Here is a 24,543-nt window from a genome sequence, read left to right as displayed (position 1 = left end):
CGGCGAGGCCGTCGTGGCGAGCCTGGCGGCCCATGCCGCACGGTTCGACCTGGGCAGCGTCGACGTGGACCTGCTCAAGGTCCTCTACGAATCCCTGATCGATCCGGAGCAGCGCCACGACCTCGGCGAGTACTACACGCCGGACTGGCTGGCCCGGAAGGTGGTGCGCCGGGCCTTTGAGGCGCCGGCGCGGCAATCCTGCCTCGACCCGTCCTGCGGCTCCGGCAGCTTCCTGTTCCACGCCATACGCCTCAAGCGCGATGCTCTCGTCGCCGAAGGCGTCCCGGCCGAGGCGGTGGCGGCGCGCTGCTGCGCCACGGTCACCGGGCTCGACGTGCATCCCGTCGCCGTCATCTTCGCCCGCGTCACCTACCTGCTCGCCCTCGGGGAGGCGCTCTTGAACCGCGACGGCGACATCTCGCTGCCGGTCTATCTGGGCGATGCGCTGCAATGGAACGTCCGGCGCGAGGGGTTGGAGCAGGACCTCGTCGTCGAGGTGCCGCGCGATCCGCGCGAGGGCAAGAAGGGCGCGCCCTTGCTGCGCTTTCCCCTCCCGCTCTGTGCCGATCCGGCCCTGTTCGACCGGGTAGTCGCCGACATGCACGATGCCAGCGAGGACGGCCGGACGCCCGAAGCCTTCGTCCGCGGCCTCGCGGCGCTCGGCGTGCCTCCGGACCAGTTCGACACCCTGCGCAGCACCTATGCCACCTACGACCGCCTGCGCCGGGCCGGGCGCGACCACGTCTGGGGCTTCTTCGCGCGCAACCTCAGCCGTCCCGTGGCGATCTCGGACGGGGCACGGGTCGACGTGGTCATCGGCAACCCGCCCTGGCTGTCCTACCGCTTCATGTCGGCCGACATGCAGGCCCGTTTTCGCGAGACGGCGCGGCGGCTCGGGATCTGGGTCGGCCCCGACGAGGCCCGCCTCGTCACCCAGACCGACCTCTCCGGGCTGTTCTTCGCCCGCGCGGCCGAACTCTACGCCCGCAGGCCCGGCCGCGGCCGGCGGGGCGGGCGCGTCGCCATGGTCCTGCCCCTCGCCGTCCTGAGCCGCGGCCAGTACCGCGCCTTCCGCACCGCCGCCTGGACCGGGGTCGACGTCGCCTTCACCGAGGCCTGGGTGCTCGACAATCAGGCGGTCGCGCCCCTGTTTCGCGTGCCCACCTGCGTCCTCTTCGCCACCGTGACGGCGGGCGCCCCGCAGGCCACCCCGGCACGCGTGACGGCGTTTGCCGGACGCCTGCCCTTCAAGGACGCGCCGGAGGAATTGGCCGACCGCTTCCTCCGGCGTCTCGACGCTCCGGCTCCGCCGCCAGTCGATTTCGTGGCCGAATCGCCCTACCGCACCCGGTTTCGACAGGGCGCCACCCTGGTCCCGCGCATGCTGTGCTTGGTGGAGAGGGCTGAGCCGGGACGGCTGGGTATCAACCAAGCGGCGCCGATGGTTCGGAGCCGGCGATCGTCGCTCGAAGACCCCCGATACAAGGCGTTGGAGTCCCTGCACGGCTCGATCGAGCGGGATTTCCTCCGGCCCGTCTACTTGGGCGAATCGATCGCTCCCTTCCGGGTGCTCCGAACGGTCGAAGGCATCATACCGGTCGTGCCGGCCGACACCATGGTCGATGCGGTCCGAGCGGGCGACCGCGGCTTCCTGCGTCTGGCTACGTGGCTCAGGAGAGCCGAAGCCCTGTGGATGCAGCAAAGCGCGGGCAACCGGACCCTGACGCAACGGTGGGACTTCCACCGCGGCCTGACCAATCAGTTCCCGATCGCGGGCCTGCGCGTCATGTTCGCGGCTTCCGGCGTGCAACCGGCCGCCGTACTCGTGCGCGAGGCTGTCGGTGTCATCGAGCATGCCGTCTACTGGACGGAGACGCGCGACGAGAGCGAAGGATACTATCTGGTCGCCGTCCTGAACAGCGAAGCGGCCAGGGCGCGCGTCGCGCCGATGCAGGCGCGCGGCGAACAGGGCGCACGCCATTTCGACAAGCTGATGTTCACCTTGCCGATCCCGCGGTTCGATGCCGGCGAGCCGGTCCACGCGGCGCTCGCGGCCGAAGCGCGGGCCGCCGAGGGCGTGGCCGGGGCGGTCGCGCTGCCGGAGGGGGCGACGTTCCAGCGGGCGCGCCGTGCGATCCGTGATGCGCTGCGGGCGGACGGGGTGGCCGGCCGCATCGACGCCCTGGTGACGGCCCTTCTGGGCCCGGACCCGAACGGGCCGCCGATCGAGGCGCCCACGGGGGCGGATGCCGTGCGTGGGACTGCGGAGCCCGTCGACGCCTGACCGGGTGCCCCTTGGCTGGGGCCGGCAGCCGTCTATCTCTGCGAGGGTCCGCGACGGCGCCGTCGACCGCGCCGATCGCGCGGTGACGCCGCGTGCCGCCCGACCCGCAGACGAGGAGCCAGACGTGGAGGAAGATCATCGCGCTGCCCTGCACAGGCGGATGCGCGAGATCGCCGTCGCCACCGGCGAGGCGGCCGGCGCCTGCCTGCCCGGCCTTCTCGCCCGGCTCCATCACCATCGCAGCCGACTGCCCGGAAGCCGCCTGCTGGCGCCCTATCGGCGCTGGCGCGTCCGCCATCTGGCGAGGGCCGTGGACGAGGCCCGCCTCCACGTCGAAGAGGGGCGGCTCGCCCGCCTCGGTGGTCTCGACGGACGGCGCTGACGGGCTTGGATTTGCCAGCCGGCCCGGCGCTCGGGCAAAGCTCGGCGCTTCCATCCTCCGGCGTGCCGCGCCGGACACCTGCGGAGACCGCATCCTTGACCCTTCAGACCTCGCGCTGCCCCGATCACGACATCGACCCGCTCTTCCTCGAACGCTGGTCGCCCCGCGCCTTCACCGGCGAGGCCCTGCCGGAATCCGAATTGCTGCGGATGATCGAGGCGGCCCGCTGGGCGCCGTCCTCCTACAACTCGCAGCCCTGGCGCTTCCTCTACGCCCTGCGCGACGGCCCGCACTGGGACGCGTTCTTCGACCTGATCGTGCCCGGAAACCGGACCTGGGTGAAGGACACCGGTGCGATCCTGTTCCTGGTCTCGAACGAACGCATGAAAGTCGGCGACGACCTCAAGCCGTCCTGGAGCCATTCCCTCGATGCGGGCGCGGCCTCGATGGCCTTCCAGCTCCAGGCGATCCGCCAAGGCTGGCACGCCCACGGCATGGGCGGCTTCGACCACGCCCGGGCGCCGGGCGTGCTGAACGTGCCGGAGCGGCATCGGGTCGAGGCCGCCTACGCGGTCGGCCGCGCGGTGGCGCAGGACGACCTCAGCGACGAGCAGCGGGTGAACGAGACCCCGAACGGGCGCCGGCCGATCGGCGACTTCGCCTTCCCGGGCGGGTTCCCGGCTCGCGAGGACTGACCTAGCCGCCCGTGACGCTCATGTGCCGCGGCACGGCCGCCGGCCGTTGGCGTTCGATGACGAAGTCGTGGCCCTTCGGCTTGCGGGAGATGGCCTCGACGACGGCCTGCGTCACCAGGGCGTCGTCGGGCGAGGCGCGCAGGGCCGCCCGCAGGTCGGCCGCGTCCTCCTGGCCGAGGCACATGTAGAGCTTGCCCGTGCAGGTCAGGCGCACGCGGTTGCAGCTCTCGCAGAAATTGTGGGTGAGCGGCGTGATGAAGCCCAGGCGTCCGCCGGTCTCCTCCACCCGAACGTAGCGAGCCGGGCCGCCCGTGCGGTCCGGGAGCGGCGTGAGGGTGTAGCGGCTCTCCAGCCGGGCGCGGGCGACCGAGAGCGGCAGGAACTGGTCGGTGCGGTCGCCCTCGACCTCGCCGAGCGGCATCACCTCGATCAGCGTCATGTCCATGCCGAGCCCGTGGGCCCAGGCGACCATCCCGGCGATCTCGTCCTCGTTGACGCCCTTGAGCGCGACCGCGTTGATCTTGACCCTGATGCCGGCAGCGCGCGCCGCCGCGATCCCGTCGAGCACCACCTGGAGGTCGCCCCGCCGGGTGATCGCGCGAAATTTCTGCGGGTCGAGGGTGTCGAGGGAGACGTTGACGCGGCGCACGCCCAGGGCCGCCAACTCGCCGGCGAAGCGCCCGAGTTGGGTGCCGTTGGTGGTCAGCGTCAGTTCATCGAGCGTGCCCGCGTCGAGGTGCCGCGACAGGCCGCGGAACAGGTGCATGATGTCGCGCCGCATCAACGGCTCGCCGCCGGTGATGCGCAGCTTGCGCACGCCGCGGGCGATGAACACGCCGCAGAGCCGCTCCAGTTCCTCCAGGGTCAGCAGGTCGCGCTTGGGCAGGAACTGCATCTCCTCGGACATGCAGTAGACGCAGCGCAGGTCGCAACGGTCGGTGACGGAGATGCGCAGGTAGGTGATCGCCCGCTGGAACGGGTCGACCAACGGCGCGGCGGCGTCGGTGCGCGGACTCCACATGCGGGACTCGGAACTCTTCTGCGACGTGATTTCCGCTGTGCGGTCTCGTGACGAACCTAGCATGGATCGGCATATGATGGGGTGGAGGCATCCGGGCAAGCGCTGCCTGGGATACCAGACAAGGAGTCTCACGTGAGCGAGGAACGCTGGCCGACCGAGATCCGCCTGTCCGCCGACAAGCGGGTGCTCAACGTGGCCTTCGACGACGGCGGGCGCTTCGCCCTGCCGGCGGAATACCTGCGGGTGTCGAGCCCCTCGGCCGAGGTGCAGGGGCACTCGCCGGCCGAGCGCAAGGTGATCGGCGGCAAGAGCGCGGTCGCGATCCTCGCGGTGCAGCCGGTCGGCAACTACGCGGTCAAGCTCGGCTTCGACGACATGCACGACACCGGCATCTTCGGCTGGGGCTACCTCTACGAACTCGGCCGCGAGTACGGCAGCCGCTGGCAGACCTACCTCGCCGAACTGGCCGAGCGCGGCCTCGACCGCGAGACGGCGCGCACCGCCCCGGCCAAGGCGGGCTGCGGGACCGGGTGCGGGTGCCACTGAAGCATCGGCGGAAACGTGAAAGGGCCGGCGGTCAAGCCGGCCCTTTCGATCATTCGATTTCGCCCTCGCTCCCGGGCCCGAAAAAGCCCGGACGCGGTCAGCGCTGGACGACGACCCGGGTCCCGACCTTGGCGCGGGTGTAGAGGTCGATCACGTCCTCGTTGGCCATGCGGATGCAGCCCGAGGAGACCGCGGTGCCGATGGTCTCCGGCTCGTTGGAGCCGTGGATGCGGTAGATCGAGCCTCCGAGGTACATCGCGCGGGCGCCGAGCGGGTTCTCGATGCCGCCCTTCATGAAGCGCGGCAGGTCGGGACGACGGCGCAGCATGGTCGACGGCGGGCGCCAGTCCGGCCATTCCTTCTTCATCGTGATGGTCTGCACGCCGCCCCAGGTGAAGCCCGGCCGGCCGACGCCGACGCCGTAGCGGAGCGCCTGGCCGCCGCCCATGACGTAGTACAGCCGCCGCTCGGCGGTGGAGACGACGATGGTGCCGGCACCGTAGGGGCCGTTATAGGCCACCGTCTCGCGGGCGATCGCCGACATCTGCGGCACGGCGGAGGCCATCGGGTCGGCGGTGTTGAGGGAGGCGTTGGCGGTGGGCACGGCCACCGCCTGCGGGCGCACGCGCACCGACAGGGCGTTGTCGAGGGGCTGACGGGTCAGCGGATCGATCTCGTAGGCGAGCGCGGGCGCGGCCCATGCGGAAACCGCGCAGGCGAACCCGATGAGGGCGGGGACGGAACGGCGCATCAAAGCCTCTCGAAGGCAGGCGAGGTCTGTGGGAACACGGTGGATAACTGGCGGCACGATGCCGGACCGAGCGTCGCCAAGGGGTAAACGACGGGGGGCTAAAGCCAAGCCTAAAACCGGCCCGGGCGACCGATCCGACCCCGTCGTGACTCGATGGCCACACTGTGGCAGCTTTGCCGTAAGCGCCGGACCGTTCGGCGATCCGCAGTGCGGCGACGCGGGTTTCCGGGATCGACGCGGCGCCTGTGAACATGGCGCAAATGCGGCACCGGCGAGGCAATGATCCCGGCCTGGTCTGCGGGTCTATCCAGCCGCAAGGCAAGGTCGTTGGGCGGGCGACACCCGGCAGCGTTTGTATTCAAGATGCCCGCTCGCACGGATGCAGGCAGCGCCACCTCCGGCTATGGCTGCCGTCGCCCGTTCCCTGAGACCGCGGGCCACCTATTGAAAGCGCGTTCCTCGGCGAGGGACGCGCTTTTCCTTTGTCGACCGATACGCGTCAGCGGCGCTCGACGCGCACGGGCAGGCCGCCCTTGGGTTGCAGGCTGATGCCGCCGAAGGGGACGACAGGCCCGTCCGAGGCGAGGCGGAAGCGGAAGCGCCGGCCGAGCACCGCGATCACGCTCAGCATCTGCGTCATCGCGAAGGAGGCGCCGATGCACACCCGCGGGCCGACGGCGAAGGGGATGTAGGAGAAGCGTGGGCGCCCCGCACTGTTCGCCTCGGTGAACCGCTCGGGATCGAAGCGGTCCGGATCGGTCCAGAGCTTGCGGTGCCGGTGGACGATCCAGGGCATGACGGCGACGAACGCGCCCCGCGGCACCCGGTGGCCGCACAATTCGTCCTTGGCCGCCGCCTGCCGCAGGATCGCGGGGATCGGCGGATAGAGCCGCATCACCTCGTCCAGCACCCTGCGGGTGTAGGGCAGGCGGGTCAGGTCGTCGGGCTCTGGGGCGCGGCCCGGCATTGCGGCATCGAGTTCGGCGTGGAAGCGGGCCTCCACCTCCGGGTGCAGGGCGAGCAGATACCAGATCCAGGTCAGCGCCCGCACCGAGGCCGCCCCGCCCGCGATCAGGCTCGCGGCCTCGTCCCGCACCTCGTCCCGCGGGAGCAGGTCCCCCGTCTGCCGGTCGCGGGCATGGGCGAGGCGCCAGAGCAGGTCCTGGGAGCCGGCATAGCCCTCGGCCTGGCGTGCCTCGATCATGGCGTGCAGCTGCGCGTCGAGCAGCGGCAGCGCCGGGTCGCGGCGGTGGTGTACGAGGCGCTCGGCAAGCCAGGCGGGCTTGGGGATCAGGTCGATGGAGCGCGGCTTGTGCGGCACCTTCGAGAGCCAGCGCAGGATCGGGATGCCGGCCGGGTCGCCCCCGGTGACGACCTGGTTCCACAGCAGGGTCGAGAGCCCGCCGACCCAGCGCTCGATGTCGATCGGCACGGACGGGTCGGCCGCCGCGATCTGGTCGGCGGTCTGCTCGGCGAGCGCGATCAGGGCCGGAACGTCCGGCCGGATCGCGCGAGGGTCGATGGTCGGGGTCGCGACGCGCCGGTGCCGCCGCCAGGTCTCGCCTTCGCTGGCCAGCGTGCCCGTGCGCAGGTCGGTCTCGAACAGGCGCCGGATCGAGGTGACGCGGGGGTAGTTGTCGAACCGGTCGATCAGGACCTCTTTGATGGCGGCCGGGTCGCTGACGAAGAACACCGGGTGGGCGACGTAGCGGCGGGCCACGAACAGCTTGTCGAACAGTTCCTCGTCGCAGACGGCCAGCGAATTCGTCGCCACGGTCCTCAGCAGCGCGAGGGTGGAGAGGCGCTTGGCCGGCCGCGGCGGCATGCCGGGGATGGGCGCCTCCGCCGCTCGCGCGGGCGGCGCCGGTAGGACCGTGGCTGGGCTGGTCATGCGGTCGCTTCGCGGGCGGCGTGATCGGGCCGGAGGTCCGATCGCCCGCTTATCGCCGAGGGGCTAGGGTGCCGCAAGGGCCGCTTCCTACCGGTGGGCTTCCCTTTGAAATTCGGCTGACGATCCGCGATGCGAGGAACGCGGCCGTTCATACGGATGCCTGAACGAATGTTCGCATCGTTCGACCGCGGCCTGCCTCGCGGCATCTGCGATCGACGCCTGCAACGGAATGCCCGTCGGCGTTCGGTCAGGTATGGCCAGACCCATCACCAGCGATAGATCAAGCTTCCGATGACGGTGGCCGGCTGGTTGCGGTTGCAGAAGCCGAACGAGCAGGTGGTGTAGTTGCGGTCGAAGATGTTGTAGCCGTTGAGCTGTGCGCGGAAGCCCTTGTACTTCGGATCGAGCGCCGCGAAGTCGTAGGCGACCAGCGCGTCGTAGAGCGTCACGGCCGTGTTTCGCACCGTGTTCAGGTCGTCCGCGTAGCTCGTGCCGATGTAGCGGATGCCGCCGCCGATCTGGAGACCGCGCAGCGCCGAGGACGGCGGGAAGGCGTAGGTCAGGAACGAGGCGTAGGTGTCGCTGGGGATGCCAGAGACACGGTTGCCGTCGGCGGAGACGGTGTTGCCGCTTGCGTCGAAGGCGGTCTGGCTCAGGAAGCGGATGTCGACATGCGTGTAGGCGATCGTCAGGTTCGTGCCCGGCGCCAGGTTGGCCGTGGCCTCCACCTCGAACCCCTTCGAGCGCACGGCACCGCTGGCGGACTGGAACGTGATGCTGGTCGGATCGGTACGCAGGATGCTCGACTGGACGATGTCGAAGCCGGCGAACGCGGTCTGGATGTTGGTGCCGGGGATCAGGTACTTCACCCCCGCCTCGATCTGGTCGCCCGTGGCCGGCTTGAAGGCCTGGCCATTCCGATCGAGGCCGACCTGCGGCGTGAAGGTGGTGGCGTAGCTGGCATAGGGCACGAGCCCCGGGGCCAGGACGTAGCCCAAGCCCACGCGGCCGGTGAAGGCGGTGTTGTCCTGGCGCGAGACCGTGCTGTCGGGCGTGGCGCGACTGTCCTGGAAGACCGAATCGTAGCGCCCGTTCACGGTCAGGATGAAGTTGCCGAACTTGGCCTGGTCCTGCAGATAGACGCCGACCTGGTCCTGGGTCTGGCGCCCGGTGGCCCCGAGGGGCGGCGTCGCGATGAACTGCTGGCCGTAGTTGCGCGTGACGAGGTTCAGGTCCGGGACCGCGACGCTGTCACCGAAGTAGCTCCCGAAACGGCTGGTCAGGCTGTAGCGGGCGTAGTCGACGCCTCCGACCACGGTGTGGGCGACCGGGCCGGTGGCGAAGTGCCCCTCCAGCTGGTTGTCCAGGGTCTGCTGAACGAGGCCGTTGCGCTGGTAGCCGTTGTCCCGCGTAGCGACCGAGCGGTCCGCGTTGATGGAATTGATATCGACGTACTTCGCGCTCAGGAAGAGGCCGTAGTGCCGGAAGTTCTGTCGGAAGATCAGGTCCGGCGTGAACTTGTGCTCGAAGGCGTAGCCGACCCGGTACTGCGTCTGGTCGAGGCCGGCGAAGCGCGGATCGCCCATGTAGTATTTGCTCACGCGGAAACCGGGATCGTTGTAGAAGAAGGTCGTTGCCGGCGTGTTGGTGATCTGGAATTCGCTCAGGAACGTCAGCGTGGTGTCGGCCGACGGCTTCCAGGTGAAGGCCGGGGCGATGTTGAACTGGTCGTCGTTCGTGCCCAGCCCGATGAAGGTGCCGGCCTCCCGTCGCACGCCGGTGAGGCGGTAGGCCATGGTGCCGTCCGAGCCCTCGAGCGGGCCGCCGAGGTCGAAGTTGCCCTGGAAGCGGTCGAATCTGCCCGCCTGGAACTGCACCTCTCCGAAGGGCACGAAGACCGGGCGCTTGCTCGTTGCGTCGAGGATGCCGCCGGGCGAGCCGAGGCCGTAGAGGCCCGATGCCGGGCCGCGCAGGATCGTGACCGCCTCCAGCCCGTAGGGCTCGGTCTTCGGGTAGGCGAAGCCGCTGCCGATCACGCGCAGCCCGTCGCGGTAGATGCCCTGGTTGGTGAGCACGTCGAAGCCGCGGATGAAGATCTGGTCGAAGCGCGGATCGAAGCCCGATCGCGCGGTCGCGGCGCCGGGGATGTAGGCGACGGTGTCGGCGAAGGTCTGGACGTTGCGGTCGTTGAGCTGCTCGCGGGTGACGACCGAGACCGATTGCGGGGCCTCGATCAGCGGGGTGTTGGTCTTCGTCGCGGCCGTGGCGACCCGGGCCGTGTAGCCGGTGATCCCGGAAGGTCCGCCGCCGCCGCCGCTCGTGGCAGCCGTGCCGCCGTCGCCGCGGCTGAGGTTGCCGCCGCTTCCGCCCAAAGCCGGCCCCGGCGCCGTGGCCTCGACCGAGAGCTGATCGAGCTGCACGCTGGTGTCCTGTGCCGCTGCGGTCCCACCGAGGCAGGTCGTAGCCAGGAGCAGAGCGAGAAGGGAGTGGCGGTTCGACATGGGGCACGCTGACACGCGCCTTGAGCGGCGCATTCCCATGCTGATTGCCGTTCACGGACTCCCTGGCAAGCCGAAAACGTGTTGTAAACCACACACTTAGAGCGCTTCAAATCTGAAGGCGTTCTAAGCTGGGCTTGGTTTGTGACGACATGAATGCCGCTATGGCGCAATCATCCTCTTGTGCCGAGCGCCACTCGCCTCAGCAAAATATAACGCTGCTCGGCCGGATCTATTCCGGAAGTCGCGTGCCCCGAACGCGGTACTTCGAGACATCCGATCCGCGCCCCGGTCAGATCGGCAGCAGCCGGTCGAGCCGGATCGAATCTTGAACTGAGACACGTCCCCGTCGTCACGCGGCGTCGAGGCCCAGATCGATGATCGCCGCGCTGTGGGTGATCCAGCCGCAGGAGATCAGGTCCACGCCCGAGGCGGCCACGGCGCCCACCGTCTCGACGGTGATGCGGCCCGAGGCTTCCGCGAGCGCCCGGCCGTCGATCATCGCCACGGCGCGGGCCAGGGTCTCAGGCGTCATGTTGTCGAGGAGCACGGCGTCGGCGCCGACCGAGAGGGCCTCCTCGAGTTGCGCCAGGGTGTCGACCTCGACCTCGATCTTGACGAGGTGCCCGGCCCGCGCGCGGGCCCGCTCGATCGCCGGCACGATGCCGCCGGCGACCGCCACGTGGTTGTCCTTGATCAGCACCGCGTCGTCGAGGCCGAAGCGGTGGTTCGAGCCGCCGCCCGCCCGCACCGCGTGCTTCTCGAGCGCGCGCAGGCCGGGCGTGGTCTTGCGGGTGCAGACGATGGACGCCTTGCCGTGGGGCTTGGCGGCCGCGACGAGGCCGGCCGTGGCGGTGGCGACCCCGGACATCCGGCAAAGCAGGTTGAGGGCGACGCGCTCGGCCGTGAGGATGGCGCGGGCGGGGCCCGACAGCCGGATCACCACGTCGCCGGGGGCGACCGGGGCGCCGTCCCCGAGGACGATCTCGACCTTCACGGCCGGGTCGATCAGGGCGAAGGCGATCGCTGCGGCGTCGACGCCTGAGATCACACCGGCTTGGCGCGCGGCGATGACACCCTCCAGCCGGGCGTCGGCCGGGACGATCGCGTCCGTGGTGATGTCGCCGGCACGGCCGAGATCCTCGAGCAAGGCCGCGCGCACGACCGGTTCGACCAGGAGGCGGGGCAGGGGCAGGATCGATCCGGTCATCGGGCGAGAACCTCGAGGCTGCGCGCGGCGGCGCGAAGAGTCCCGGCCGCGATGGTCTCGGTGTGCCGGGGGGGCGCCGATTGCGGGAAATCGCTGCGCCAATGGGCGCCGCGGCTCTCCCGGCGGCCGAGCGCACTTGTCGCGACCATCAGGGCGGTCAGGGCGTCGTCGCAGGTCTCGGCCATGGGCGCGAGCCGGTCCACGGCCGCCTGCAACCCGGCAGCATCCCGCACGACACCGACTCGGGTCTCCATCACCGCGCGGATCTGAGACAGGTCGGAGCCGCCGCGCTCCGTCGCAGCCTCCGGCAGGGTCTGGCCGGGGGCGGGCGGGTCGAGGGCGTCGGCGATGAAGCCCGAGAAGGCCAGGGCCTCCAGCAGCGAGTTGCTGGCCAGCCGGTTCGCCCCGTGCAGGCCGGTCGAGGCCACCTCGCCGTTGGCGTAGAGGCCGGGCACGCTGCTCGCACCGGAGCCGTCCACGCGGATGCCGCCCATGTGGTAATGGGCCGCCGGCCGCACCGGGATGGGTTGCGTCGCCGGGTCGATGCCCGCAGCCTTGCAGAGGCCGGCGACGGTGGGGAAGCGCGTTGGCATCAGGGCGCCGAGGGCGCCACGGGTGTCGAGGTAGACCGTGCGGCCCCGGCCGAGAGCCTGGAAGATCGCGCGGGCCACCACGTCGCGCGGGGCGAGGTCGCCGCCGGCGATGCCGGCCATGACGGCCGCACCCGTCTCGTCGATCAACCGTGCGCCTTCGCCGCGCAACGCCTCGGTGGCCAGCGGCATCGGGTCCGCGCCCACCGCGATCGCTGTCGGGTGGAACTGCACGAATTCGAGGTCGCGCATCACCGCGCCGGCCCGTGCGGCCAGCGCCAGTCCGCGGCCCGTGGCGCCGCGCGGGTTGGTGGTCGAGGCGTAGAGCGCCCCGACGCCGCCTGTGGCGAGCACCACGGCGCGGGCCGGGATGCGGAAGCGGGCCCCGTCCCGCTCGCAGACCACGCCGGCCACCGCCCCGGCCTCGTCGCGCAGGAGGTCGCAGACGCCGGCCATCACCACCTCGATCGAGGGGGCGGAGAAGACGGCCCGGACGAGACCCTCCAGCACGCGGGCGCCGGTGGCATCGCCCCCCGAGCGCACGATGCGGCGGCGGCCGTGGGCGGCCTCCAGGCCCAGCGCCAGGGCGCCGTCCCCGTCGCGGTCGAAGGGCACGCCGAGGCCGACGAGCCAGTCGATCAGCCGCGGGCCCTCGGCCGCGACGCGCAGGGCCACCGCCGGATCGGTCAGGCCTGCGCCGGCGGCCTCGGTGTCCGCGGCGTGCAGGACGGCTGTGTCGTCGGCGCCGATCGCGGCCGCGATGCCGCCCTGGGCCCAGCCGGTGGCGGTGCCGAGGCCGAGCGGCGCGGCGCTGACCAGGATCACGGGGCGCGGGGCGAGACGCAGGGCGACGCCGAGCCCGGCGACACCCGCGCCGACCACGACGACCCGGTCGGCCGGGTTGCGGGCATGCGCGTTCATCAGGTGCGCACCGCCAGCATGCGCTCCACCGCGGCGCGCGCCCGGTCGGCCAGCGTCGGATCGACGGTGACTTCGTGCGTCATCGTCTCCAGGGCGCGGCGGATGTTCTTCAGGCTCATGCGCTTCATGTGCGGGCACATGTTGCAGGGCTTGATGAACTCGATGTCTGGGTTGGCCGCCGCGATGTTGTCGGCCATCGAGCATTCCGTCACCAGCACCACCTGGGACGGCCGCTTCTCCACGACGAAGTTCATCATCATCGCGGTGGAGCCCGAGAAGTCGGATTCGGCCACCACCTCGGGCGGGCATTCCGGGTGCGCGATCACGGTGACGCCGGGATAGCTCTCGCGCACCTCGCGGATGTCGGCGGGGGTGAAGCGCTCGTGCACCTCGCAATGCCCCGCCCAGGTCAGGATCTCGACCTCCGGCAGGATGGCCTGGACGTTCTGGGCCAGGAACTCGTCCGGGATCATCAGCACGCGCTTCACGCCGAGCGAGCGGATCACCTCCACGGCGTTGCCGGAGGTGCAGCACAAATCCGATTCCGCCTTCACCGCGGCCGAGGTGTTGACGTAGGTCACGATCGGCACGCCCGGATACTTGGCGCGCAGGCCGCGCACGTCCTCGGCCGTGATCGAATCGGCGAGCGAACAGCCGGCGGCCATGTCCGGGATCAGCACGGTCTTGGCCGGGTTCAACAGCTTGGCCGTCTCGGCCATGAAGTGCACGCCGGCCAGCACGATCACGTCGGCGTCGACCGTCACCGCCTCGCGCGCCAGCGCCAGGCTGTCGCCGACGATGTCGGCCACCGTGTGGAAGATTTCCGGCGCCTGATAGTTGTGGGCCAGGATGACGGCGTTGCGCTCGCGCTTGAGCCGGAGGATCGCCTCGACGTCCGGGGCGAGCGCAGGCCACTCGATGGCCGGGACGTGCCGGCTGACGCGGGCGTAGATCTCGGGCAGCGGCATTCCTCCGGGGAGGGGCGCGCCGGGCCGTGGGATCGGGAGACTGGTCGCCGCCATGGCGTCCTCCTTTATGCTCAGTTTGAGCATTCTGTCGCCTAACGTAGGGGCCTCGGGAGCATCTGTCCAGATATGCTGAGACTGAGCATAACAGTTTTGCGACGCACCCTCACGATGCGTCGCACTCGGACCGCTCCGGTGCGCTGATGCGCCGTCGGCGAAGGCCTGCGCTCCCGTAAACGCGCGCTTCGCGACGGGGCCGGGCCGCCCTGTATGCGTGACAGAATCCGGGCTAGCGTCATTCTTCCGCCCGTCCGCGGTACGGATTCGCCCGACCTTGTGGCAGTTGAGGGCCCGAGGTCCGGGAGTGTCCCGGCCAGACGCGTCCGGTTTCGAGAAGAGGCACCCGAACATGGCCAAAGGCTCCGATCTTCTCGTCGCGGCCCTCGAGAACGAGGGTGTCGACCGTATCTACGGCATCCCCGGCGAGGAGAACCTCGACGTCGTGGAGTCCCTGCGCACCTCGAAGATCGAACTGGTTCTGACGCGCCACGAGCAGGCGGCGAGCTTCATGGCCGCGACCTACGGGCGGCTCACCGGCAAGCCCGGCGTCTGCCTCTCGACGCTCGGACCGGGCGCGCTCAACTTCACCACGGGTGCGGCCTACGCGCATCTGGGCGCCATGCCGATGATCATCATCACCGGCCAGAAGGGCATCCTGTCCTCGCGGCAGGCCAAGTTCCAGATCGTGGACGTGATCGCCTCGATGAAGCCGATCACCAAGATGGCCCGGCAGATCGTCTCGGCCGCCTCGATCCCGACCATCGTGCGCGACGCCTTCCGCGTCGCCATGGAAGAGCGGCCCGGCCCCGTGCTTCTGGAACTGCCCGAGGACATCGCGGCGGAGGAGGCCGAGGCGCATCTGGTGCCCTCGCACCCGATCGAACTCCCCGTCGCCAGCCCGGCCGCGATCGAGCGCGCGGCCGCGATGATCCTCAAGGCCCAGCGCCCGCTGGTGATGCTGGGTGCCGCCGCAAGCCGCCCCCGCGCCACCGGCGACCTCGGCGGCTTCGTGCTGCGCACGCAGATCCCGTTCTTCACCACCCAGATGGGCAAGGGCACGGTGGCCAGCGGCACCGACCTCTATATGGGCACGGCCGCGCTCTCCGAGCGCGACTACGTCCACGAGGCGATCGACAAGGCCGACCTCATCATCGCCATCGGACACGACACCATCGAGAAGCCGCCCTTCTTCATGGGGCAGGCCGACCAGAAGGTGATCCACATCGGCTACATGCCGGCCAACGTGGAGGAGGTGTACTACCCCGACGCCGAGGTGGTGGGCGATCTTGGGCCGACCCTGAAGCTGCTCGCCGACAAGCTGGAAGGCAAGCTCCCGAACGCCGGCGCCTTGCTGCACCTGCGCGAGCACATCCTGACGCACATCACGGACAGGGCCGGCGAGGACCGCTTCCCTGTGACGCCGCAGCGGCTGGTGCGCGACGTGCGCCGGGTCATTCCCGAGGACGGCATCGTCTGCCTCGACAACGGCATGTACAAGATCTGGTTCGCCCGGAACTACCGCACCTACGTCGCCAACACCCTGCTGCTGGACAACGCGCTCGCCACCATGGGCGCGGGCCTGCCCTCTGCGATGATGGCGGCGCTGCTCTACCCGGAGAGGCGCGTCATGGCGGTGTGCGGCGACGGCGGCTTCATGATGAACTCCCAGGAGATGGAGACCGCGGTCCGCCTGCGCCTCAACCTCGTGGTGCTGGTGCTCGACGATTCGTCCTACGGCATGATCCGCTGGAAGCAGGCGGTGGACGAGTTCCCGGATTACGGCATGACCTTCAAGAACCCGGATTTCGTGAAGTACGCGGAATCCTACGGTGCCAGCGGCCACCGGGTCGAGGCGGTCGCCGACCTTGTGCCGACCCTGGACAAGGCGTTCAACGCCGGCGGCGTGCACCTCGTGGCTGTGCCGATCGACTATTCCGAGAACACGCGCGTGCTGGTCGACGAGCTGCGCGCCAAGGTGAGGGATTTCGCGCCGGCGGAGTGACGCCGCCCAGGCCTTGCGCCGACCGAACGCCGAATAGACGAGACGGGAGCACCCCCATGAACCCCTTCCTGTTCCAGACCACGCCAAACGTCCTGTTCGAGGCGGGCGCGGTGAAGAAGCTGCCGGAACTGGTGGCCAAGTTCGGCGCCAAGCGCGTACTGCTGGTCACCGACAAGGGCGTGCGCGGTGCCGGCCTGACCCGCGACGCCGAGGCGGCCCTGCGCGACGCGGGCTGCGAACTGTCCGTGTTCGAGGACGTGGTCGCCGATCCGCCGAGCCACGTGGTGGAGAGCGGCGGACGGCTCGCCCGCGAGACCGGGGCCGAACTGGTCCTGTCGATCGGCGGCGGCTCAGCCCTGGATACCGCCAAGCTCATCGCCTACCTCGCCCGCTCGGACGACGCCCTCGATTCGATCTACGGCGTCGGCCTAGCGAAAGGGGAGCGCCTGCCGCTGATCCTGGTGCCGACCACGGCCGGCACCGGCTCGGAGGTGACGCCCATCGCCATCGTCACCACGCCCACCCACGAGAAGAAGGGCGTCGTCGCCCCCCGCCTGCTGCCGGACTGGGCCGTGCTCGACCCGGAGCTGACCCTCGGCCTGCCCGCCCACGTCACCGCGGCGACCGGCATCGACGCGATGGTGCACGCCATCGAGGCCTATACCAGCCGCCACAAGAAGAATCCGATCTCGGACGGCCTGGCCCGCCAGGCCCTGGCGCTGCTGGCCGACAACATCCGCACCGCCTGTTCGGACGGCCGGAACGTCGAGTCCCGCTCGGGCATGCTGCTCGGCTCGATGCTGGCCGGCATGGCCTTCGCCAACGCCCCCGTGGCGGCCGTACACGCGCTGGCCTACCCAATCGGCGCGATCTTCCACGTGCCGCACGGGCTCTCGAACGCCCTGGTGCTGATGGGCGTGCTGCGCTTCAACCTGCCAGAGGCGCGGGGGCTCTACGCGGAACTCGCCCCGATCCTCGACCCGGCCGCCCGCGACCTGCCGGAGGCGGAGGCCGCGCAGGCCTTCGTCACGGCGCTCGATGCGATCTGCCGCGACTGCAAGGTCCCGGCCTCGCTCTCGGCCGTCGGCGTCAAGGTATCCGACCTCGCGCGCCTCGCCGAGGACGCGATGAAGCAGACGCGCCTGCTGGTGAACAACCCCCGCGAGGTCACCTACGCGGATGCCCACGCCATCTACGCCGAGGCCCTCGGGGCGGCCGCCGCCTGAGGAAGAACGGCCCCGGTTCGATCGGGGTTCGAGAATGAAGCAGGTCCCGGGAGAGAGGCTTCGCATGGACCAGTTCGACGCGTTCAAGGCGATGGGCGAGTTCTGGGCGCGCGCCGGGACGAACTTCCTCGGCATGCCCGGCACCCCGTTCGCGCAAGGGGCGGGCCAGGGGGTAGGCCAAGGGGCAGGCCCGGGACAGGCGATGCCGACATGGCCCGGTCTCCAGCCGACCGACTTCGCGGGGCTCGCCGACGCGCAGAGCGCGCTGGCTATGTCCTGGGCCTCGGCCACGGCCCTGTCGACGACCCTTGCCGAGACCCTGCGCGGCAGCGGCACGGCGGACCCGACCGCCACCGCGGTCCTGGCCCGCATCTTCGATCCGAAGGCGTGGCTCGGCGGCGGCGCCGAGTTCGACGGGGGCCTGAGCCGGATGGCGGAGGGGCCGCGGCTCGCCGACCTCTGGACGATGGAGCGCAAGCTCGGCGCCCTCTCGACCGCCTGGGGCGGATTGCAGCGGGCCCAGGCCGAGCACAACGCGGTGATGCTCGACGGCTGGACGCGGGCGGCCGGCGCCTTCGCCAAGCTGGTCAACGAGCGGACTGAGCGGGGCGAGGGCTTCCGGTCGGCCCGCGAGATGATGAGCCTGTGGATCGAGACCGCCAACACGGTGCTCCTGGACGTGCAGCGCTCGGAGGCGTTCCTCGCCTCGCAGCGGGCCATGCTCAAGGCCACCACGGACCTGCGGCTCGCCCAGCAGGAGATCGCCGCCGCGACGAGCGAGCTCTACGGGCAGCCGAGCCGGGTGGAGATGGACGACGTCCACAAGGGGCTGACCGAACTGCGGCGCGAGGTCCGGGCGCTGCGCCGGGCGGCCGCCGCGGCGACCAAGGCCGAGGCGAAACGATCCGAGGCCGCATCCGCGCGGGAGAATGCCGATGGTTGAGACCGCCCCCGATCGCAAGGCCGCGGCGGCCGCCCTCCCGAGCCTGACGCCGGCCGAGATGCTGGCCGAGGTCGGCGAACTGGGCCGTCGGATGAGCGAGGGCGCCAGGCTGTTCTCGGAGGTGCGCGACGCCGACGTGCAGATCGCCACCACCCCGAAGGACGTAGTCTGGCGCCAGGACAAGGTCACGCTCTACCGCTACCGGCCGCTGGCGGAATCGAAGAACCTGACGCCGGTGCTGATCGTCTACGGGCTGATCGGGCGCTACACCATGGCCGACCTGCAGGAGGACCGCTCCCTGGTCCGCAACCTGCTCAACCTCGGCCTCGACCTCTACGTGGTCGACTGGGGCAACCCGAGCCGGGCCGACCGCTACGTCTCCATCGACGACTACGTCGACGGCTACCTCGCCGACTGCGTCTCCTTCATCGCCGACGCCTCGAACCGCGAGACGGTGAGCCTGCTGGGCATCTGCGAGGGCGGCGTCTTCACCACGTGCTTCGCCGCGCTCTACCCCGAGCGCGTCAACGCCATGGTGCTGACGATCACGCCCATCGACTTCCACGGCGACACGCGGGAGAGCCGGGCGGGGCACGGCTTCATCAACGTCTGGACGCGCTCGCTGACCCACGAGGACGTGGACCGCCTGATCGAGTCGCAAGGCTCGCTGCCGGGCGCCCTCATGGGCTCGGTCTTCTCGATGATGACGCCGATGCGCACCCTGACCAAGTACAACCTCGACCTGCTCGACGCCCTCGACGACAAGAAGAAGTTCCTGAACTTCCTGCGCATGGAGAAGTGGATCGCCGACCGGCCGGACCATCCGGGCGAGGCGGCCAAGCAGTGGCTCAAGGACCTCTACCAGGACAACAAGCTGTTCGAGAGCCGGTTCGAACTCGGCGGGCGCACCGTCAAGCTCGCCGACATCACCTGCCCGGTGCTCAACGTCTTCGCCAAGGACGACCACATCATCCCGCCGGCCACCTCGCAGGCCCTGCGGGACAAGGTCGGCACGGACGACTACACCGAACTCGGCCTGCCGGGGGGGCATGTCGGCGTCTTCGTCGGCGGCCGGGCGCAGGCGCTCCTGGGGACCGGCATCGCCGAGTGGCTGGAAGCGCGGGAATGATCCCACGGGCCGGAGGCGCCCGCGCCTCCCGGATCGGCCCTGGACCAGCGCCGGGGCGCATCGCCTCGCGCGTGGCGGATGCCCGCGACCGATCGGGGTCGAGGGCCGCTGACGGGGAGGCGGAACGATGGGCAACCTGAAGAACAAGATCGTCAGCGCCGACGAGGCTATCGCCATCATCCGAGACGGCGACATGGTCGCGGTGTCGGGCTTCGTCGGCATCGGCACGCCCGACGAGCTGATCCTGGCGCTCGCCCGCCGCTTCGAGGCCACCGGCACCCCCACCGGCCTCGGCCTGATGTTCGCCGCCGCTCCCGGAGACGGGCGCGACCGTGGCCTCAACAAGCTCGCCCATGCGGGCCTCGTCCGCCGGGTGGTCGGCGGCCACTGGGCCCTGGTGCCCAAGCTCGCGGCCCTGGCGCTCGACGACAGGATCGAGGCCTACAACCTGCCGCTGGGCGTGGTCTCGCACCTGTATCGCGACATCGCCAACCACGGCCCCGGCCACCTCACCAAGGTGGGCCTGCGCACCTTCGTCGACCCGCGCCTCGGCGGGGGCAAGCTCAACGCCTCGACTACGGAGGACCTCGTCAGCCTGGTGGAACTCGGGGGCGAGCCCTGGCTGCACTATAAGGCGTTCCCGATCCACATCGCCCTCATCCGCGGCACCACCGCGGACCCGGCCGGCAACGTCACGATGGAGCGCGAGGCCCTGACGCTGGACAACCTCGCCGCCGCGATGGCGGCGCGCAATTCCGGTGGCTTCGTCATCGCCCAGGTCGAGCGCATCGCCGAGGCCGGGTCCCTGAACCCGCGCGAGGTGCAGATCCCCGGCGTGCTGGTGGATTGCGTGGTCCTGAGCGAGCCGGAGAACCACCGCCAGACCTACGGCACCGCCTACAACCACGCCTACACGGGACGCCAGCGCGTGCCGCTGGACCGGATCGTGCCGATGGCGCTCGATGCCCGCAAGGTGATCGCCCGGCGCTGCGCCTTCGAGCTGCCGCCCGGCGGCGTGGTCAACCTCGGCATCGGCATGCCGGAGGGCGTGGCCGCGGTCGCCGCCGAGGAGCGGGTGCTGAAGTACCTGACGCTGACGGCCGAGCCCGGCGTCATCGGCGGCCTGCCCCAGGGTGGGCTCGACTTCGGCGCGGCCCTCAACCCGTCCGCGGTGCTGCACCAGAACCAGCAGTTCGATTTCTACGACGGCGGCGGCCTCGACCTCGCCTGCCTCGGGCTCGCCCAGGCGGATGCGGAGGGCAACGTCAACGTCAGCCGCTTCGGGCGGCGGCTCGCCGGGGCGGGCGGCTTCATCAACATCTCCCAGAACGCCAAGAGCCTCGTCTTCGCGGGCACCTTCACCGCCGACGGCCTCGACGTGGTCATCGAGGACGGGCAGGTGCAGATCCGCCGCGAAGGCCGATCGAAGAAGTTCGTCGCGGCGGTGGAGCAGATCACCTTCTCGGGCGCCTACGCGGCCGAGCGCGGCCAGCCGGTGCTCTACGTCACCGAGCGCTGCGTCCTGCGCCGCACGAAGGCGGGCATGGAACTGGTCGAGGTCGCGCCCGGCATCGACGTGGAGCGGGACATCCTCGCCCAGATGGGCTTCGCGCCGATCGTGGCCGACCCCAAGCCGATGGACCCGCGCCTGTTCCGCGATGCGGTGATGGGGCTGGAGCCGTGGCTGCTCGGCCTCTCTCTTGCAGAGCGGATCAGCTATGATCCCGAGCGCAACATCCTGTTCTCGAACCTCGAGGGCTTCCAGGTCCGCACCGTGGAGGACGTGGAACTGGTCCGCCGCGAGTTCGAGCGCACCTGCCGCGAGATCGGGCGCAAGGTGCACCTGATCGCCAATTACGACGGCTTCGACCTCGATCCGGCGGTGAGCGACGCCTACTTCTCCACCATCGCCTACCTGCAGGGGCGCTACTACGCGACCGCGTCGCGCTACACGACGAGCGCCTTCATGCGGCTCAAGCTCGGTGCATCCCTGCAGATGCGCGACCTCGCACCCCACGTCTTCGAAACCCGCGCCGAGGCGCAGAAGGCCCGCGGCCAGACCATCCGGCCCGTGGCGGACCCCGTACCCCCCAAGGAACCGACGAATGCCTGAGACCGAGGCCCCCGCCTTGCGCAACCCGAAACTCCTGGTCGAGGCCTGCCTGATCGGGGCCGAATGGTCCAAGGCGGGTTCGGGCACCATCGCGGTCACCAACCCGGCTACCGGCACCATCGTCGGCACCGTGCCCAATGCCGGCGCAGGCGAGACCCGCCAGGCGATCGAGGCGGCGCACGCCGCCTATCCGGCCTGGCGCGGCAAGACCGCGAACGAGCGGGCCGTCCTCCTGCGCAAGCTCGCCGTCCTCGTCAGCGAGAACCAGGAGGACCTCGCCCGGCTGCTCACGGCCGAGCAGGGCAAGTCCCTCGCCGAGGCCCGGGCCGAGGTGGGCATGTCGGCGGCCTACGTGCTGTGGTTCGCGGAAGAGGCGCGCCGCGTCTACGGCGACGTGATCCCCTCGCCCTGGCCGGACCGGCGGGTCCTCGTCACCAAGGAGCCTGTGGGCGTGGTGGCGGCGATCACACCCTGGAACTTCCCGTCCTCGATGATCGCGCGCAAGCTCGGGCCGGCGCTGGCTGCCGGCTGCACCATCGTGATCAAGCCCGCCTCGCAGACGCCGCTCTCGGGGCTCGCCTGGGGCCTCCTCGCCCAGGAAGCCGGCATCCCGGACGGGGTGGTCAACATCCTGACCGGCTCGGCCCGCGAGATCGGAGCCGAACTGACCTCCAACCCGCTGGTGAAGAAGATCACGTTCACCGGCTCGACCGAGATCGGCAAGGTGCTGCTCAAGCAGGCGGCCGGCACGGTCAAGAAGGTCTCGATGGAACTCGGCGGCAACGCGCCCTTCATCGTCTTCGACGACGCCGACCTCGACCGGGCGGTCGCGGGCGCGATGCTGGCCAAGTACCGCAATTCCGGCCAGACCTGCATCTGCACCAACCGCGTCCTGGTGCAGGACGGCATCTACGACCGGTTCGCCCAGCGGATGGCGGAGGCGGCCGACGCCCTCAAGGTCGGCAACGGCGTCGAGGACGGGGTGATGCAGGGCCCGCTGATCGATGCGGCCGCGATCGACAAGATCGAGGAGCACATCAAGGACGCGGTGGACAAGGGCGCCCGCGTGATCGCCGGCGGCCACCGCCACGCGCTGGGCGGCACCTTCTTCCAGCCGACGGTGATGGTCGACGTGGTGCCGGGCATGGCGGTGGCGCGGGAGGAGACCTTCGGGCCGCTGGCACCCCTGTTCCGGTTCCGCGACGAGGCCGAGGCGATCCGGATGGCCAACGACACCGAGTTCGGGCTGGCCTGCTACTTCTACACCCGCGACCTCGGGCGGGCCTTCCGGGTCTCCGAGGCGCTGGAATACGGCATGGTCGGGATCAACGAGGGCATCATCACCACCGAGGTGGCGCCCTTCGGCGGCGTCAAGGAATCGGGGCTCGGCCGCGAGGGCTCCTACCAGGGCATCGAGGACTACCTCAGCGCCAAGTACGTCTGCGTCGGCGGCCTCGGCGCCTGAGATCCGGTCCGCCGTACGGGGCTCGCGCCGGGACGGGACGCCGCGTCACGGGTGGGGAGCCCCCGCCCGCTTGATCCTTACAGCCGAAGGCCCACCTGCGGTGGCTGAGGGTGCATCACGCGCGCGAGCGCGGAGGACGAACGATGATCGATCTCTATTACTGGCCGACGCCGAACGGCCACAAGGTGACGATGTTCTTGGAAGAGGCGGGCCTGCCCTACACGATCAAGCCGGTGAACATCGGCAAGGGCGACCAGTTCCAAGCGGACTTCCTGAAGATCGCCCCGAACAACCGCATGCCGGCCATCGTCGACCACGATCCGACCGGGGGCAGCGGCCCGCTGTCCCTGTTCGAGTCGGGCGCGATCCTGCTCTACCTCGCCGAGAAGACCGGGCGCTTCCTCCCGACCGATCTCCGCGGCCGCGCCGAGGCGCTGCAATGGCTGTTCTGGCAGATGGGCGGCCTCGGGCCGATGCTGGGGCAGAACCACCACTTCTCCCAATATGCGCCGGAAAAGATCCCCTACGCCGTCACCCGCTACGTCAACGAGACCAACCGGCTCTACGGCGTCCTCGACCGGCGCCTCGCCGACCGGGACTTCGTCGCGGGCGCCGATTACGGCATCGCCGACATGGCCTCCTATCCCTGGATCGTGCCGTGGGAGAAGCAGGGCCAGAACCTCGACGAGCACCCCAACCTCAAGCGCTGGTTCCTCACCGTGGCCGAGCGCGCGGGCACGAAGGCGGCCTATGCCCGCGCACCCGAGGTCAACCCGGATTTCGGCAAGACCATGAGCGAGGACGCCAAGAAGGTGATGTTCGGACAGAATGCGGGCAACACCAGGCGCTGAACGGCACGCCCCAAGACGGCGGCGGGCGGACGGACGCCCGCCGCATAGGCCGACCGACGCCGGGGTCTATGACGCCGGCGGCGTGATCTTCCACGTCCCCACGAGGGTCATGGTCGCGGTGTAGACCTCGCGTCCGTGCTCGTCCCGCACGGTCGCCCGGAAGGTGCGGTGGTCGCCGTCCGGCATCTTGTCCCGGGCCATGTCGGGCAAGGCGTCGAGGGCGGCCCTGCGCGCCTCGGCGGGGCTGGTGAGCATTTCGCTCCCGTCGCTCTCCACCAGCAGGTCGTCGTCGTCGGTATCGATGTAGTAGCGCGGCATCCATACGCTCCGGCGCGAACCGACCTGTACGACCCGGCAACAAGGGACGGCCGATAAAGTTCGGACCGGACGAGTCGCGCCGGACGAGAGCGAAGCGGGAGCCCCTGCCGCAGTTTGAATAAAGCGTATCGTCCCTCCGATACCGCGTCCGCCCGATCGAATCAGGCGCGGTATCGCCAGGCCCGCGCGACGCCCGAGGGAGGCCGAAATCCTCATCGCGAAGCGATCGAACGGATGTCGTATGACGATCCGTGAGGAGCCCGCAGGTTTATCGCGTCGTCCGGTCCGTCCGGGCGATCAGGTCATGCTGCGGGCGCCTTCGACGGAGCGCAGCCGGACTGGGTCGGCCGCCGCCGCGTCTCGGCCACGCGTCGGTGCGAAACGATAGCCGTCCCGCCCCGCTGCCTTGGCTTCGTACAGGGCCATATCCGCGCGGTGGAGCGTCTCCTCGAACGGTTCGTCCGCACTGGTGAGCGCGACACCGAAGCTCGCCGTCACGGGGACCTCCGGGGGCAGCAGCGTGTATCGGGTCTGCGCGCCGAGCCCACGCAGCGCGTCGAGGTGGATGCGTGCGGCGGCAGGGCCGCAATGCGGCACGAGGATACAGAACTCCTCCCCGCCCAAGCGCCCGCACAGGGCGTCCGCCTCGAAATATGCGCGCAGGTTCGCCCCGAAGGCGCGG

20 protein-coding genes are annotated in these 24,543 nt (G+C 70.3%); 11 read left to right on the top strand and 9 right to left on the bottom strand.

All coding sequences use genetic code 11. The features are described 5' to 3' along the window. The 3 genes from COGEMETH_RS20325 to COGEMETH_RS20315 form a co-directional block, all read left to right on the top strand. Window positions 1–2,284, top strand: a 2,284-nt coding sequence (locus COGEMETH_RS20325; protein WP_238184420.1) for an N-6 DNA methylase, incomplete at its 5' end; no start/stop codon positions are given. A gap of 124 nt (window positions 2,285–2,408) precedes the next feature. Further along, window positions 2,409–2,666: a hypothetical protein gene (locus tag COGEMETH_RS20320; protein ID WP_238184419.1), complete on the top strand. Its 258-nt coding sequence runs from the start codon at window positions 2,409–2,411 to the stop codon at window positions 2,664–2,666. A gap of 95 nt (window positions 2,667–2,761) precedes the next feature. Then, a complete protein-coding gene (locus COGEMETH_RS20315; RefSeq protein WP_238184418.1) occupies window positions 2,762–3,361 on the top strand; it encodes a nitroreductase family protein in 600 nt (199 codons plus the stop codon). Between the two features lies 1 nt (window position 3,362). Here COGEMETH_RS20315 and moaA read toward each other — a convergent pair whose 3' ends face one another. Continuing rightward, complete coding sequence (gene moaA / locus COGEMETH_RS20310; RefSeq protein WP_238184417.1) at window positions 3,363–4,382, bottom strand: GTP 3',8-cyclase MoaA; 1,020 nt, start codon at window positions 4,380–4,382, stop codon at window positions 3,363–3,365. A gap of 132 nt (window positions 4,383–4,514) precedes the next feature. Between moaA and COGEMETH_RS20305 the strand changes: the two genes are divergently transcribed. Next, a complete protein-coding gene (locus COGEMETH_RS20305) occupies window positions 4,515–4,928 on the top strand; it encodes a gamma-butyrobetaine hydroxylase family protein (RefSeq protein ID WP_238184416.1) in 414 nt (137 codons plus the stop codon). Window positions 4,929–5,025: 97 nt separating this feature from the next. Here COGEMETH_RS20305 and COGEMETH_RS20300 read toward each other — a convergent pair whose 3' ends face one another. The 6 genes from COGEMETH_RS20300 to nadA all read right to left on the bottom strand — a co-directional run bounded on the left by COGEMETH_RS20300 (window position 5,026) and on the right by nadA (window position 13,811). Continuing rightward, a complete protein-coding gene (locus COGEMETH_RS20300; protein WP_238184415.1) occupies window positions 5,026–5,679 on the bottom strand; it encodes a L,D-transpeptidase in 654 nt (217 codons plus the stop codon). 499 nt (window positions 5,680–6,178) lie between these two features. Further along, a complete protein-coding gene (locus tag COGEMETH_RS20295) occupies window positions 6,179–7,570 on the bottom strand; it encodes a cytochrome P450 (protein ID WP_238184414.1) in 1,392 nt (463 codons plus the stop codon). Between the two features lie 266 nt (window positions 7,571–7,836). After that, complete coding sequence (locus tag COGEMETH_RS20290) at window positions 7,837–10,071, bottom strand: TonB-dependent siderophore receptor (RefSeq protein WP_238184413.1); 2,235 nt, start codon at window positions 10,069–10,071, stop codon at window positions 7,837–7,839. A gap of 349 nt (window positions 10,072–10,420) precedes the next feature. Continuing rightward, window positions 10,421–11,278, bottom strand: coding sequence for a carboxylating nicotinate-nucleotide diphosphorylase (gene nadC, locus COGEMETH_RS20285; protein ID WP_238184412.1), 858 nt, complete (start codon window positions 11,276–11,278; stop codon window positions 10,421–10,423). Beyond that, the gene (locus COGEMETH_RS20280) at window positions 11,275–12,789 is read right to left on the bottom strand and encodes an L-aspartate oxidase (RefSeq protein ID WP_238184411.1); all 1,515 of its coding nucleotides are present in this window, start codon (window positions 12,787–12,789) and stop codon (window positions 11,275–11,277) included. Before COGEMETH_RS20280 ends, nadC begins: the two co-directional genes overlap by 4 nt. Next, window positions 12,789–13,811, bottom strand: a complete 1,023-nt coding sequence (gene nadA, locus COGEMETH_RS20275; protein WP_238184410.1) for a quinolinate synthase NadA — start codon at window positions 13,809–13,811, stop codon at window positions 12,789–12,791. The genes COGEMETH_RS20280 and nadA overlap by 1 nt, the downstream gene beginning before the upstream one ends. A gap of 352 nt (window positions 13,812–14,163) precedes the next feature. Between nadA and COGEMETH_RS20270 the strand changes: the two genes are divergently transcribed. From COGEMETH_RS20270 to COGEMETH_RS20240, 7 genes are all read left to right on the top strand, one after another. Next, window positions 14,164–15,816, top strand: a complete 1,653-nt coding sequence (locus COGEMETH_RS20270; RefSeq protein WP_238184409.1) for an acetolactate synthase large subunit — start codon at window positions 14,164–14,166, stop codon at window positions 15,814–15,816. Window positions 15,817–15,872: 56 nt separating this feature from the next. Continuing rightward, window positions 15,873–17,042 (top strand): iron-containing alcohol dehydrogenase, encoded by a 1,170-nt coding sequence (locus COGEMETH_RS20265; RefSeq protein WP_238184408.1) that lies wholly within the window; start codon window positions 15,873–15,875, stop codon window positions 17,040–17,042. A gap of 64 nt (window positions 17,043–17,106) precedes the next feature. Next, window positions 17,107–17,985 carry a poly(R)-hydroxyalkanoic acid synthase subunit PhaE gene (locus COGEMETH_RS20260; RefSeq protein WP_238184407.1) on the top strand — a complete coding sequence of 293 codons (879 nt, stop codon included), beginning with the start codon at window positions 17,107–17,109 and terminating at the stop codon, window positions 17,983–17,985. A 58-nt stretch (window positions 17,986–18,043) separates the two neighbouring features. Continuing rightward, complete coding sequence (gene phaC, locus COGEMETH_RS20255) at window positions 18,044–19,114, top strand: class III poly(R)-hydroxyalkanoic acid synthase subunit PhaC (RefSeq protein ID WP_238184421.1); 1,071 nt, start codon at window positions 18,044–18,046, stop codon at window positions 19,112–19,114. A gap of 127 nt (window positions 19,115–19,241) precedes the next feature. Beyond that, window positions 19,242–21,227: an acyl CoA:acetate/3-ketoacid CoA transferase gene (locus COGEMETH_RS20250; protein WP_238184406.1), complete on the top strand. Its 1,986-nt coding sequence runs from the start codon at window positions 19,242–19,244 to the stop codon at window positions 21,225–21,227. Further along, the gene (locus COGEMETH_RS20245; RefSeq protein ID WP_238184405.1) at window positions 21,220–22,692 is read left to right on the top strand and encodes an NAD-dependent succinate-semialdehyde dehydrogenase; all 1,473 of its coding nucleotides are present in this window, start codon (window positions 21,220–21,222) and stop codon (window positions 22,690–22,692) included. The genes COGEMETH_RS20250 and COGEMETH_RS20245 overlap by 8 nt, the downstream gene beginning before the upstream one ends. 143 nt (window positions 22,693–22,835) lie before the next feature. Next, window positions 22,836–23,543, top strand: a complete 708-nt coding sequence (locus COGEMETH_RS20240) for a glutathione S-transferase N-terminal domain-containing protein (protein ID WP_238184404.1) — start codon at window positions 22,836–22,838, stop codon at window positions 23,541–23,543. Between the two features lie 66 nt (window positions 23,544–23,609). On the opposite strand, the gene COGEMETH_RS20235 is transcribed toward COGEMETH_RS20240, so the two are convergent. After that, window positions 23,610–23,861 carry a DUF6894 family protein gene (locus tag COGEMETH_RS20235; RefSeq protein ID WP_238184403.1) on the bottom strand — a complete coding sequence of 84 codons (252 nt, stop codon included), beginning with the start codon at window positions 23,859–23,861 and terminating at the stop codon, window positions 23,610–23,612. A gap of 297 nt (window positions 23,862–24,158) precedes the next feature. Beyond that, the coding region (locus tag COGEMETH_RS20230; protein ID WP_238184402.1) for a GGDEF domain-containing protein at window positions 24,159–24,543 on the bottom strand (385 nt) is incomplete at its 5' end.

It is taken from the genome of Methylobacterium trifolii, from assembly GCF_022179685.1.
Classification (GTDB): Bacteria; Pseudomonadota; Alphaproteobacteria; order Rhizobiales; family Beijerinckiaceae; genus Methylobacterium; species Methylobacterium trifolii.
Note: the sequence above shows the minus strand (reverse complement) of the source record. Positions and strands in the feature narration are given on the sequence as shown.